9 protein-coding genes are annotated in these 13,896 nt (G+C 67.3%); 6 read left to right on the forward strand and 3 right to left on the reverse strand.

The annotated features are described in order from the left end of the window. The 3 genes from lysA to QMX80_RS14885 all read right to left on the reverse strand — a co-directional run. Positions 1–953 (reverse strand): diaminopimelate decarboxylase (lysA, locus tag QMX80_RS14875; protein WP_282277834.1); only part of this gene is annotated, 953 nt, incomplete at its 3' end. Between the two features lie 189 nt (positions 954–1,142). Then, positions 1,143–4,187, reverse strand: a complete 3,045-nt coding sequence (locus tag QMX80_RS14880) for a TonB-dependent receptor (RefSeq protein WP_055770893.1) — start codon at positions 4,185–4,187, stop codon at positions 1,143–1,145. A 49-nt stretch (positions 4,188–4,236) separates the two neighbouring features. After that, on the reverse strand, positions 4,237–5,661 hold the full coding sequence (locus QMX80_RS14885) for a transglutaminase domain-containing protein (protein WP_282277836.1): 1,425 nt from the start codon (positions 5,659–5,661) through the stop codon (positions 4,237–4,239). A gap of 183 nt (positions 5,662–5,844) precedes the next feature. On the opposite strand from QMX80_RS14885, the gene QMX80_RS14890 reads away from it, so the two are divergent. The 6 genes from QMX80_RS14890 (at position 5,845) to QMX80_RS14915 (ending at position 13,727) form a co-directional block, all read left to right on the forward strand. Beyond that, positions 5,845–7,293, forward strand: a complete 1,449-nt coding sequence (locus QMX80_RS14890; RefSeq protein WP_282277837.1) for an SH3 domain-containing protein — start codon at positions 5,845–5,847, stop codon at positions 7,291–7,293. Beyond that, entirely contained in the window at positions 7,290–8,387 is a 1,098-nt protein-coding gene (locus QMX80_RS14895; protein WP_055770902.1) for a dipeptide epimerase, read from the forward strand. The genes QMX80_RS14890 and QMX80_RS14895 overlap by 4 nt, the downstream gene beginning before the upstream one ends. Before the next feature lie 988 nt (positions 8,388–9,375). Continuing rightward, positions 9,376–10,230 (forward strand): MurR/RpiR family transcriptional regulator, encoded by an 855-nt coding sequence (locus QMX80_RS14900; RefSeq protein ID WP_055770904.1) that lies wholly within the window; start codon positions 9,376–9,378, stop codon positions 10,228–10,230. A 71-nt stretch (positions 10,231–10,301) separates the two neighbouring features. Next, positions 10,302–11,024: a L,D-transpeptidase family protein gene (locus QMX80_RS14905; RefSeq protein ID WP_235504332.1), complete on the forward strand. Its 723-nt coding sequence runs from the start codon at positions 10,302–10,304 to the stop codon at positions 11,022–11,024. A gap of 130 nt (positions 11,025–11,154) precedes the next feature. Further along, positions 11,155–12,423: a dicarboxylate/amino acid:cation symporter gene (locus QMX80_RS14910; RefSeq protein WP_282277838.1), complete on the forward strand. Its 1,269-nt coding sequence runs from the start codon at positions 11,155–11,157 to the stop codon at positions 12,421–12,423. 158 nt (positions 12,424–12,581) lie between these two features. After that, a complete protein-coding gene (locus QMX80_RS14915; protein ID WP_282277839.1) occupies positions 12,582–13,727 on the forward strand; it encodes a PQQ-dependent sugar dehydrogenase in 1,146 nt (381 codons plus the stop codon). The last annotated feature ends 169 nt before the right edge of the window (positions 13,728–13,896 follow it).

Raw genomic sequence — 13,896 nt, forward strand, 5'->3', positions numbered from 1 at the left:
GTCTCGCAGACCGGCCCCACTACGTCGTAGACGGCGGTTTCGCGGCCGGCCGCGGCGCCCACCGGCACGATGTCGTGCCAGGCGTCGTACAGGCTGGGACGCAGCAGGTCGTTCATGGCCGCGTCCAGCACCAGGAAGCTGCGCGCCTGGCCATGCTTCTCCAACAGCACGCGGGTCAGCAGGATGCCGACCTCGGCCACCAGCCAGCGGCCCGGCTCGACCAGGATGCGCCCGCCGAAACCGGCCAGCGCCTGGCGGATCGCATCGGCGTACTCGCGCGCATCCGGCGCCTGCTCGCCCTCGCGGTAGCGCACGCCCAGTCCGCCGCCGACATCGATGCTGGCGATGGCGTGGCCGGCGGCCGCCAGTTCCTTCCAGAACGCGGCCATGCGCGCCAGCGCCTCGCGCACCGGGTCCAGGCTCAACAGCTGCGAGCCGATGTGCATGTGCAGCCCGTCCAGGCGCACGTCGGGCCATTGCGCCTTCGCATCGAACCAGGCGCGCGCCTCGGCGATGGAGACGCCGAACTTGTTCTCGGCCTTGCCGGTGGAGATCTTGGCGTGGGTTTTGGCGTCCACGTCCGGATTGATCCGTACCGAGGCGACGGCGGTGACGCCGCGCGCCGCGGCGATGCGCTGGATGGCATCGAGCTCGGCGCGGGACTCGATGTTGAAGCGGCCGATGCCCACGTCCAGCGCCAGCGCGATCTCCGCGTCGGACTTGCCCACGCCGGAGAACACGATGTCGGACGCCGCGATGCCGGCCCTCAGCGCCCGCTCCAGTTCGCCGCCGGAGACGATGTCCGCCCCGGCGCCCTCTTCGGCCAGCAGGCGCAACACGGCGCCGTTGCCGTTGGCCTTCACCGCGTAGCGGATGCCGGCGTCCAGGCCCGCGAGCGCGTCGCGCAGCGCGCGCACCCGCTGGCGCATGGCCGGTGCGGAATAAACGTACAACGGCGTGCCCTCACGGGCAGCCAAACCCGGCAGATCCGCCTGCCTGAACGCATCCGGCAAAGCGTACCCGCCGTTTCGTGTGAATCCCTGATCCAAGACATTGCTCCAGAAAAAAAGATGGCGGCCCCATGCACGGGCCGCCAGAGGAGAACTCAGTAACGCAGTTGCATCGTCATTGCCGTGGCCGGATCAGAAGTTCCAGGCCACGACCAGTTGTGCGTAACGCGGGGACTGCCAGCGGGTGCCGGTGCCGAAAGTGTCACGCATGACACCCGGCTGGCCTTCGTAACGTGCCGCCACGTTGATCACCTCCTGCTTGTTGAGCAGGTTGTAGACCGACAGGGTGGCCTTCAGGTCGATGCCTTCCACCGGCAGCGTCCATACCACGTTGGCGCCGAGGTTATAGACCCACGGCATACGGCCAAAATCGCCGCGACCGGAATACTTGTACACGCGGTCCTTATAGGTATAGGGAAGCTTGGTAACCGGATCGTTGCCGCTACATTTTTCCACGCACAGCCAACCGGTACCGCCACCGCTGCCGGTGCTGGTGTAGCTGGCCACGGCGCGGTCCTCATCCGGCCAGGTCACGCCGAACGCGGTGATCGGACCGCCGGACAGTGCGGTGAAGGTGGTGCCGAAGGACCACATGTCGTTGAGCTTGAAGCTGCCACGCAGTTTGATCTGGTGGCGATGGTCGTTGAACAGATCGCCGTAGCGCTGGTTGTTGGCCGGGTGGTCCCAATGCTGGACCATGCCGGTGTCGGCGTAGTTGGTGTCCGAGTTGACCGGGCCCTCGTGGTTGCCCGAGGACTTGGACCACAGGTAGGAGGCATTGAACGCCCACTTGTCGTCCCACGCACGGTCGATCTGGAACTCCATCGACTTGTATGTGCGCTTGGGCTTGGAGTAACCGATATTCCGGTTGCTGCCCAGGGTCATATAGCCTTCCTTGGAGGTGTCGATCGTCACCCAGCCATCCTCGGCGCAACCCATCGCCTTGGTGCCCCACAGTGTCAGTTTGTCGCCCGGGTTGGCGATCGGCCACAGGTTGCCATGGCGCGTGCCGCACAGCGCGTTGATGAGCATGTCGTCCATCGCGTTCGGCATGCGCCGGTAGGTACCGGTGACGCCCCACGACCAGGCCTGGTTGATCATGCTCTGGAAGCCGAGGATCGCCTCGTCCTGGTAGACCGCATCCAGGTTGCGGTCCACGCTCTGCCGCAGGTCCTGGACAAGGATGTTCTGCGATTTGTCGACCGGACCGATCTGCGCCCCGATGACCGGTGCCATGTACGGCGCGCCGGTAACCGGGTTGGTTTCCTGGCGCCAGCCATCCAGCGCGTAGTAGGTGTACTCGTCGAGCAGGCCGCCGGCGAAGTTGTAGCTCAGGATGCTCGGGATCGGCATGTAGTAGCGCCCGAGGTTGCCGAACAGCTTGGTGCTGCCATCACCCTTCATGTCCCAGGAGAAGCCCAGACGCGGCGAGAACAGGTTGTCCTGCTTGGTGAAGGTCGTCCCCACCGTGGTCATGTTCTCGAAGTTGTCCATGCGCACGCCCAGATTCAGCATCAGGTACGGCGTGACGTTCCAGTTGTCTTCCAGGTAGAAGGCGCTGGCCTTGATATCGAACACACCTCCGTCCGAACGCTCGCGGGCGCGCAGGATCGCATTCACGCCGTTCGGCACCACGGAGCCGTTGTCGAGCAGATTCCCCGGCTTGGTGCCGTAAGCGGTGTAGTACTTGCGGGTCGGCCCCGGGTAGACCGTCCTGCGGTCAGTCGTCATCAACTCGTGGTCCCAGCCGAAGCGCAGCTGGTGGTCGCCCAGAACCCATTCGAAATCCAGTCGCTTGGCGGTCCGCTCATCTTCGTGGTTGACGACCGTGCCGCCCGGGTGGCAGCCCAGCACCGGGCTGCCCATCGCCCGGTAGATCGCGCCGTAGCTGGAGTTTTCATAGCTGACGTAGTCGCACTGGGCATCCGCCGGCGAGCGGTTGTAGCTGCTGCTGCGATTGATGCCGTACATCGCCTTGGCGGTAAAGTTCTCGCCAAAATGCCCGGTATAGGTCGCCGAACCACTGGTGCCGCCACTGGAGGAACTGGACTGGCTGGGCGGCGCACTGCCGCGGGTGCCGCTGGCGAAATCGTAGGTATATATCTCGGCGTCGCTATCACCCTCGTCGGAGAACGCCATCAGCTCCAGCAGGTGGTTGTCGGTGATGTTCCAATCCAGCTTGGTTCCCCAGAAGCCGTTGTCGGACGTGCTCTGGGTCCAACTGCTGCCCGCCGAGCTGCTGCTGCCGGCCTTGCTGTCGCGCTGCTCGTACATGGCGAACAGGAACAGCCTGTCCTTCACGATCGGGCCGGAGCCCCAGACGTTGGTCTTGGTGAAGCTGCGGGTGTTGTGGCTGGAGAGAACGTTGACGCGGCCATCGTCGTAGAAGTGATCGTCTGCCCTGGAGCGCCAGGCCGACGGTTCGAACGTCACCGTCGCCCCTCCCTTGAACTCGTTGCTGCCCGAGCGGCTGACCGCGTTGATCACGCCGCCGGTGGAGCGGCCGAATTCGGCGGAATAGCCGCCGGTCTTGATCTGGAACTCCTGGAAGAACGCGAAGGGCGCCGCCGAGAAGCTCTGCCGTTTGTAGAAATCGGTGACGTTCAGGCCGTTGATGAACACCGAATTCTCGGCCACCGATGAACCACCGAAGGAGATGCCGCCGAACGACGAGTTGCCGCTGATCACCCCCGGCGCGAGCAGGGCGACCGACGACAGGTCCTGCGCCACTGGCATGCGCGCCAGCTCCTCGCGGTTGATGTTGAACGAGGACTCGGTGGAGTGCACATCCACCCGGTTGACGATGCGCGAACCCACCACCTGCACCGAATCCAGGGTCACCGCTCCGGCGTCGCCGCCGCCGAGATTGACCGTGGTGGTGCCGCCCAGCGATACGTTGACCGCTACCGGTTCCTTGTCGCTCTGTCCGTCGCGCTTGACCGTCAGGCTGTAGTCGCCGACCGGCAGCTGGCTCAACCGGTAGCCGCCATCGCGGCCGACGGTCACCGTGCGGGTCAGTCCCGTGGCCGTGTTGGTGATGGTGATCTGGTCACCGGAGTTGGCGCGGCCCGCAATGGCGCCGGTAGCGCTCTGCGCCATGACGGCAGGCGCCAGCGCCCCGAGGCACGCCCCCAATGCGACGCTGAGCGCCGCCTTCTTCAGCATTTTCGTGTTCATCCCCTGCCCTCTCCTGCAGTGTTGTGAATTACAGCGGTTTGACGGACTTTCAGCCCTCCGGCGGCGCCAGTACCTGCCACTGGAAGTCGTAGTTCCATTGATCGAAGTAGAGATTGCCACCGGCCCATTCGGCCTCGCCGCGCTGCGAGTCCACGGTTTCGGAACGGAAGTGCCGCTTGGCCGGTACCAGCGGCTGCGCGTAGTCGTCGTTGAAGGCGATGCGGTAGGCGTCCAGGCCGCCGAAGTAGAAATCGCGCACTGCCGGCACCGGGCTGTCGAGCGCGCCGGTGGTCACGTCCATCGGCACCCAGCCGTAGGGCGCCAGGTACAGCGCGCCCCAGTCGTGCAGGTTGCTGTAGCCGGTGTCGTTGTCCGAATACACCATGCCCGACTGCCAGCGCGCGGGAATGCCGTTCAGGCGCAGCAGGCTCATCAGCAGCAGCGTCTGCTGCCCGCAGTCGGCGTGGTTGGAGTGCAGCGCGTAGTCGCTGATGTTGCCGATGGTCGAGTACTCGCGCGCGCCGCCCCAGGGAATGCGGTCGACCGCATCGAACAGCCTGCGCGCGATCCGGTACGGATTGGTCTCGTCGCCCACCACGCGCCGCGAGAACTCGCGCAGCGCCGGAGTGAACACGATGTGCGGCGCACGCTCGGCCAGGTAGGGCGCCAGCGCCGGATCGTCGGGGGTGGGCCGCACCGCATCCGGGTCGATGGCGAAATGGCGCGCATGCACCGTGACTTCGTAACTGACCGAGAACTCGGTCGGCGTGCCGGCCACCGCCTTGCGCTCCAGGTAGGCGGTGCGCTGCAGCGTCGCTTCCGGCGCGACCTGCGCACCGGCCGGCACGCTGCCCAGCCAGCGGATGCCTTCCTGCTGGCCGGGAATGGCGCGCGGATACGGGATCCAGGCGCGCACGGTCTCGCCCGCCGGTACCGCATCGGCCTTGACCGTGAGCGACTGGGTGACGCGCACCCGCCGCGGCGCGACGCTGGTGGCGCCGGCCTGCGCGGCCTTGAGCGCTTCGAGGTGATGCGGCGTGACCACTTCGAAAGGACCGGGCGCCGGCGGCTTGATCGTCGGCAAACGCCGCGCGACGGCGGCATCGCTGACCAGGAACAGGTTCGAAGGCGCGCGGTTGAACCAGCGGCGCTGGCCATCGATGTCCAGGTGTTCGATCAGCCCGGCTTCGTCCCAGGCGCGGAACTCGTCTTCGCGCAGATCGGGGATATGGCGGCGCACCGCTGCCATCGCGCGCTCGCGGTCCAGGCTGAAATCCAGCCGCATGCGGCGCATGCGCTCGCGCTGGAACAACCAGGCGTCGCGCTGCGCGTCGTCCAGCGCCGGCTGCTGCAACGCAGCGTCGATCTGCGCGCTGGCGCCGGCGAAGTCGCCGCGGTCCACGCGCGCGGCCAGTTGTTCCAGCGTGTCGGCAGCGCCCGCGATGGCCGGCAACAGGCACAGCAGGCCGGCCATGAGCCGGTACCGGGCAGGCCTGAAAGCGACTGGGACTTGGCGCAATGCTGGATCCACGGCAACACTTCCACGAACACGCGGGATAACGGTTGTGTAACACGCATGCGACAGCCGGTCAATAATTTATTCTTGATTTCACGGAAGAAAGGAATAAGTATTCCATTGCATCCAGAGGGAGTCCCCATGAACGCCATTCCCGCCCGGCCCCGCCGCCGGCGCCTCGCCCGGGCCTGCTGGTCCTTCCTGCTTGCCGCGCCGCTGTGCGCGGGGCCGGCCTTCGCGCTCGGCGCGGCCAGCGCTTCGGCGCAGGACTACGCCGGCGTGATCGGCCTGCGCGAGGACTACCTCTCGGCCGCGCACTGGATCGCCCAGCTGTCCGATCCGGACCGGGTGATCCTCGACCGCGCCGGCATCACCGCGCAGAACGCGCGCATGCGCCAGCTCGACGGCTCCATCCACGACCTGCGCGCCCTGCCCGCCACCGTGACCCGCAGCTTCGTGCGCGGGCAGATCGAGGCGATTTCGCGCCCGCCGACCCGCACGCTGTATGACGTGCAGGGCAAGGAAATCGGCGCGGCGCAGCTGCGCGCCATTACCGACAACCTCGCGCTCGGCCGCGTCGCCGACAAGCGCCCGCTGCAGTACGGCCTGGTCGTGCACCGCGCCGCGCTGCGTGCCTTCCCCACCGGCCTGCGCGCGTTCTCCAGCAGCGACGACACCGACATCGACCGCTTCCAGGAATCGGCGCTGTTCCCCGGCGACGCCGTGGCGGTACTGCACGAAAGCGCGGACGGCGACTGGCTGTTCGTCGCCAGCGAGCGCTATGTGGCCTGGGTCGAGAAGCGCTTCGTCGGCATCGGCGATGCCGCGCAGGTCTTTGGCTACGGCACCAGCGGCCCGCACCGGGTGATCACCGGCGCCACCGCCACCACCGCCTATACGCCCGAGGAACCGCGTGTCTCGCGCCTGCAGCTGGACATGGGCGTGCGCGTGCCGGTCCTGGCCGACTGGCCGGCGCTGGAACCGGTCAACGGACAGCAGGGCCATGCCGCGCATGTCATCCAGTTGCCGGTACGCAACGACGACGGCAGCCTGGCGCTGGTGCCGGCGCTGCTGCCGCGTTCGCAGGACAGCAGCGACGACTACCTGGCCCTGACCCCGCGCAACCTGCTCGACCAGGCCTTCAAATTCCTTGGCGAGCGCTATGGCTGGGGCCACTCCTACGACACCCGCGACTGCAGCGGCTTCGTCTCCGAGGTCTACCGCAGCTTCGGCGTGCTGCTGCCGCGCAACACCAGCGCGCAGGCGGTGAGCCCGGCGCTGGACCGCATCGCCTTCGGCGAGAAGGACGGCAAGGCCCGGCGCGACGCGGCAGTGGACGCGCTGCAGGTCGGCGACCTGGTCTACATCCCCGGCCATGTGATGATGACCATCGGCCATGCCGACGGCATGGCCTGGATGATCCACGATACCTCCGGTGGCAGCTGGTTCGCCGCCGACGGCAAGCGGGTTCCCGCCCACCTCAATGGCGTCTCGGTGACGCCGCTGCAGCCGATGATGGCCAGCGACACCGCCAGCTACGTCGACCGCATCACCAACATCCAGCGTATCCGCCCGCATACCGCCAAATGAAGATCACCGACATCGAACTGGGCATGCTGCGCGTGCCCCTGAAAACCCCGTTCAAGACCGCGCTGCGCACCGTCGAATCGGTCGAGGACATCGTGGTGCTGGTGCGCACCGACAGCGGCCACACCGGCTACGGCGAGGCGCCGGCCACCGCGGTGATCACCGGCGACACCCATGGCTCGATCATCGAAGCCATCAACAACTTCATCAAGCCGCGCCTGATCGGCGAGGACATCGCCAACCTCAACCGCATCTGCGGGCTGGTGCAGTCCTCGCTGGAGCGCAATACCAGCGCCAAGGCGGCGGTGGAGATCGCCATCTACGACCTGTGGGCGCAGCTGCACGGCGCACCGCTGTACCAGATGCTCGGCGGCGGCGACCCGGTGATCACCACCGACATCACTATCAGCGTGGACTACATCGACAAGATGGTGGCCGACTCGCTGTCGGCGATCGAACGCGGCTTCGAGTCGCTGAAGATCAAGGTCGGCAAGGACATCGGCCTGGATATCGAGCGGGTCAAGGCGATCCATGCCGCGGTCGAGGGCCGCGCCCTGCTGCGCCTGGACGCCAACCAGGGCTGGACCGCCAAGCAGGCGGTCTACGCCATGAACGCGCTGGAGAACGCCGGCGTGGTGCTGGAACTGCTGGAGCAGCCGGTCAAGGCCGCCGACATCGACGGCATGAAGTACGTCACCGAGCGGGTCAACACGCCGGTGATGGCCGACGAGAGCGTGTTCGGCCCGCACCAGGTGTTCGACCTGATCCACCAGCGCGCGGCGGACATCATCAACATCAAGCTGATGAAGACTGGCGGCCTCTCCAACGCGATCAAGGTCGCCGACATCGCTTCGCTGTACGGCATCCCCTGCATGATCGGCTGCATGCTCGAGTCGAGCATCAGCGTTGCCGCAGCGGTGCACCTGGCGGTGGCCAAGGCGGGCGCGATCACCAAGGTGGACCTGGACGGACCATCACTGAGCCTGTTCAACCCGGTCAATGGCGGGGTGATCTTCAACGAATCGGAGATCAGCATCACCGATGCGCCGGGGCTGGGCATCACCGAGGTACGCGGACTGGAGATGCTGAAGGCATGACCGGCATGGCGACGGCAACCCACCTTGTTGCTGTCGCCCTTCCTCCCGGGTGCACCGCACCCGAGGAAGCCAGGAAAAATGCCCCTGCCCCTGCCCCTGCCCCTGCCCCTGCCGTTGCCGTTGCCGTTGCCGTTGCCGTTGCCCGTGATTTTGCCCTTCGGCTCTTGACCTTCCCGGCCGTAGAGCGAGCCGAGCACCGGAGCGTGGCGAGGGGCGAAGAGGCGCACGTGTCTGAGCGAAGCGAGTTGTGCGCCGTCCCCTCGGCACGCGAGGAGCGCAGGGAACCGATGCGGCGCAGCCGCAGCGGATCGCGTCCGGCCCGTGTTTCTTTTGGCTACCTTTTCTTTGCACGAGCAAAGAAAAGTAGCTCGCACCCCGAAAGGGGAGCGAAAGCTCTTGATCCTGCTTCAGCTGTTGCTTGGGTTTTTAAGCTCTGGAAACTGGAAAGAAGCAACAACCAAAGCGGAAACTTGAAAGCAAAGCTTTCACTCCTGCCTGGCAGGAGCGAGTTACTTCTCTTTGCTCGCGCAAAGAGAAGTAACCAAGAGAGACGCTTTTCCAAAAGCCGAATGGCTGGTCAAGCACGCCCCTGCCTCCACGCCCTCAGTGCCTGCAGCACTCCGGGTCCACTCCGCCGCCGGGATTTTTCGACGAGACATCCCTGTCTCGTCGAAAAACGACGTGCTCGCCCGCTTCACGCTCGAGTCCGGGACAGCCGCCGCACGGCGGCTGCCCGTCCGGCGGAGCGAAGCAATGCTTCGCCTATCTCCGCCGAACCCATGCACGTCACCCTTCGGGTTTTCCCCGCCGGCTCCGTCATTGCGGAAGGGGACCCCGAAGTCAAAAGCCAAAGGCAACGGCAGAATCACAGGCAACAGCATCCCTCCTTCGCCTGCACGGCCCCATGAAACGTCCTGGGTGAATCCAAAGCCTTACAGCGTCTCCCAAATCCTTTTAGAGTCACCCCATCGCAGCCGACATCCCGCCCATGCCACCCCTGGTAAAAATCCGCTCCGAACGCGAACAGATGTCGGCGATCGAACGGCGCATCGCCGACTTCATCCTCGACAACGCCCACCTGCTGCGCGACTACTCGTCCCAGCAGCTCGCCAACGCCCTGGGCATCAGCCAGTCGAGCGTGGTCAAGTTCAGCCAGAAACTGGGGTTCAAGGGCTACCCGGACCTGAAATACTCGGTCGGCGCCGCGGTGGCGCTGGCCAACAACAGCAACGGCGACGTCACCGAATGGCCGCCGGAGAGCGACCCGCACGGCTACCTGCAGGTCGCCGACGGCCTGCGCCGCAGCAAGGCCGCAGCCGAGGAGGAGACCCGCGTCGCCAATCCGCAGGAGGAAGTCGAGGCGGTGATCGCGCTGATCGACGCCGCGCCCAAGGTGTTCGTCTACGGCCTGGGCGACGACGGCCTGTACGCGCGCGAGTTCGCCATGCGCCTGGCGCTGCTGGGCATCCTCACCGTGCAGCACGCCGACCCGATCCTGATGACCGCCAACCTGTCGGCCGCGCGTCCCGGCGACGTGCTGCTGGTGTTCTCCGAATTCGGCAAGCTGCCGCAACTGTGGCAGCTTTCGCGCCAGTTCCAGGAAATGGGCGGAAAGGTCGTCTCGATCACCCGCCACACCGCCAACCCGCTGCGCGCGCACGCCGATGCCTCGCTGGCGATCTGCGCGCACGACCCGCAGCCGCCGGTGGCGCAACTGCTGTACCGTTGTTCGCTGCAGTACCTGCTGGATTTCGTGTTCGTGCTGCTGTGCCATGCCAACTCCGACCGCCAGCGCCAACTGGCGTTGAACCAGGAACGCATCCAGCAGTTGATCGACAACTGATAGCCGGAGCCGTCGCCATGTCTTCCCTGTTACGTTCCTTCGCCCGGCGCCTGCTGCCGTCGCTGTCCGCCATGGCCCTGATCGGCGCCGCCTCCGCCGCGCCGCCGGACACGCCGGTGCACGACGCACGCCAGCTGGTGGTCGTCACCACCCCGTCGTGGGACACGCCGTCGGGCCACCTGCAGGCCTACGAACGCACCGCCGATGGCTGGCGCGCGCATGGCGCCGGCTTCGACGTGGCGCTCGGCCGCAACGGCAGCGCCTGGGGACTGGGCCGGCATCCGGCGCAGCAGGACGGCCCGCAGAAACGCGAGGGCGATGGCCGCAGCCCGGCCGGCGTGTTCGGCATCGGCGAGGCCTTCGGCTACGCGCCGCGCATCGACAGCGCGATGCCCTACCAGCCGATGCTGGCCACCAGCTACTGCATGGATGTCCCCGATTCGCCGCTGTACAACCGCATCGTCGATGCCGAGGCCGTGGGCAGCGACGCCGTGGAGGGCTCCAGCGAGCCGATGCGCCTGGACCTGCACAACAAGGGCGACCGCCGCTACCGCGAAGGCTTCGTGATCGAGCACAACCCCAGGGCCGAGCCCGGCCAGGGCAGCTGCATCTTCGCCCACCTGTGGCGGCAGAGCGGCGAGGCGACGGCCGGCTGCACCGCGATGGAACCGGAGCGCATGGAAGCCCTGCTCGGCTGGCTGGACCCGGCGGCGCATCCGCTGTTCGTGCTGCTGCCCGAGGCGGACTACGCGCGCCTGCACGAAAGCTGGGACCTGCCGGCGCGCATGCCCTAGGAGCGCTGCTGCCAGGCGACGACATGTTCCCGTTCCAATCCCCGCGCATGGATGTGCGGCCATGGCAGAGCGATCTGCATGAAGCCCCGCCGCGCATCGCGGCGCGTTCCCACCCCCTTTACTGGCATCCATGACCACATCCACCCGACGCTTCCGGCTCTCCGCTCCCGTCAAAGTGCTGATCTCGCTGCTGGTCGGCGCGGTGGTCGGCCTCACGCTCACCCATCACGACCCGGTGCTCGCGCTGCAGGTCACCGACTTCGCCCGGCCGATCGGCCGGTTGTGGCTCAATGCGCTGCAGATGACGGTGGTGCCGCTGGTCACCGCGCTGGTGATCGTCGGCGTCAACACCGCCAGCAACGCCGCCGCGTCCGGGCGTACCGCGCGCAACGCGATCCTGGTGTTCATCGTGCTGCTGGTCGCCGCGGCCAGCTTCTCGGCGGTGATCACGCCGGCGCTGCTCGGCCTGGTGCCGCACGACAGCGCTACCATGCAGACCTTCCGCGCCGCCCTGCATGCGCCGGAGAACCTGTCCAAGGCGCCGAGCGCCGCGCAGTGGATCTCCTCGCTGATCCCCAGCAACGTGCTGGCCGTGGCCTCGGCCAACGCGATGCTGCCGCTGGTGGTGTTCGCCATGTTCTTCGGCTTCGCGCTGAGCCGGCAGGACAACGAGCGCCGCGACCGCATCCTGGAGATCATCAAGATCGTCGGCGACACCATGATCACCATCGTGCGCTGGGTGCTGTGGGCTGCACCGCTGGGCGTGTTCGCGCTGGTGCTGGTGGTCTGCGCCGAGGTCGGCATGAGCGTGCTCGGCATCCTCGGCTACTACATCCTGCTGATGTGCGTGGTCTACATCCTGATCACCCTGCTGCTGTACGTGGTGGCGATGCTGGCCGCGCGCGAGGGCCTGCGCCGCTTCGCCGCCGCGCTGGTGCCGGTGCAGGTCATCGCCGGCAGCACGCAGTCGTCGCTGGCCTCGCTGCCGGCGATGATCGACAGCGCGCGCAACCGCCTGGGCTACCCCGCCGCGCTGACTTCGCTGGTGCTGCCGATGGCGGTCTCGCTGTTCCGCGTGACCAGCCCCGCGCAGTACATCGCCGTGGCCAGCTTCATCGCCTGGCTGTACGGCATCGACATCACCTTCTCCCAGTACGCGGTGGCGGTGCTGCTGGCCGCAGCCATCAGCATGGGCTCCACCGGCCTGCCGGGCCAGGCCAACTTCATGACCAACAACATGCCGGTCACCCAGAGCATGGGCCTGCCGGTGGAACCGCTGGGCGTGCTGCTGGCGGTGGATACCATTCCCGACGTGTTCTGCACCATCGGCAACACCACCGGCGACATGACCGCGACCTCGATCGTGGCCAAGCGCATGGCGCCGCCCGGCGAGGCCTGACTTCGCCGCGGAACGCGGGGCAGCCACTGCCCCGCATCGTCGCGCGGGTCCCGCCGCGCGGCCCACGGCGCCGTGATGGCATGGCCTGGCGTGCCTCGCATGCCGCCTTCGCCTAAGGTGTGGCCTGTCGCCACCCGCTTCCCGCCCCGGAGAACGCCATGCCCCGCTCCCTGCTGCTCAGCCTGGCCCTTGGCCTGGCTCCCCTCCTGTCCACCAGCGCCTGCGCCGCGGACCCCGCCGCCGAGGCGGCGGTCAAGCCGGCGCAGTGGCCGTTCGCCGCCACCGAGATCGCGCGCTTCGACGAGCCGTGGGCGATGGCGTTCCTGCCCGACCGCAGCCTGCTGGTCACCGAGAAGGCCGGCAAGCTGGTCCACTTCGATCCGGCCAGCGGCCGCCGCCACGAGATCGCCGGCGTGCCGAAGGTCGCCTACGGCGGCCAGGGCGGCTTCGGCGACGTGGCACTGCATCCGCATTTCGCCCGCAACGGGCTGGTCTATTACAGCTACGCCGAGGAAGGGGCGAACGATACCCGCGGCGCCGCGGTGGCGCGCGCGAAGCTGGTGCTCGATGCCGGCGGCGGCGGCCGCCTGGCCGATGCGCAGGTGATCTGGCGGCAGACGCCGAAGGTGAGCGGCAACGGCCACTATGGGCACCGGCTGCTGTTCGGGCCCGACGGCAAGCTGTGGATCAGCTCCAGCGAACGGCAGAAGTTCGACCCGGCGCAGGACATGGGCGGCAACCTCGGCAAGATCATCCGCCTCAACGACGACGGCAGCGTGCCGGCCGACAACCCGTTCGCCGCGCAGGGCTCGCCTGCCGACCAGGTGTGGTCGCTCGGCCACCGCAACATCCTCGGCCTGGCCTTCGACGCGCGCGGGCGGCTGTGGGAAGACGAGATGGGTCCGAAGGGCGGCGACGAACTGAACCTGATCCAGCGCGGCGGCAACTATGGCTACCCGCTGGTTTCCAACGGCGACCATTACGACGGCCGCAGCATTCCCGACCACGACACCCGCCCGGAATTCGTCGCGCCCAAGGTCAGCTGGACGCCGGTGATCTCCCCGTCCAGCCTGATCATCTACAACGGCGCGCTGTTCCCGCAGTGGCGCGGCAACGCCTTCATCGGCGGGCTGTCGTCGCAGTCGCTGGTACGCATCGCCTTCGACGGCGACAGCGCGCGCGAAGCTGAGCGTTTCGACATGGGCAAGCGCATCCGCGCGGTGGTGCAGGGCCCGGATGGCGCGTTGTGGCTGCTGGAAGACGGCAGCAATGCGCGGCTGCTCAAGCTGACGCCGCGCGGGTAATCCACGGCAGTCCGCACGACGGGCCATCCGCGCGCGGCGGGCCGCGCTCCTACGCTTTCTGGCCCATGCGCAGGTGCAGGCCGATGGCCTGCACCAGTCCGTAGCAGACCAGGGCGGCGGCCAGGCCCAGGGTCAGCGGACTGGCGTTGGCCGCGCCCGGCGCCATGCC

Origin of the sequence: Stenotrophomonas sp. PS02297, assembly GCF_029959705.1 — a bacterium.
GTDB classification, from domain to species: domain Bacteria; phylum Pseudomonadota; class Gammaproteobacteria; order Xanthomonadales; family Xanthomonadaceae; genus Stenotrophomonas; species Stenotrophomonas nitritireducens.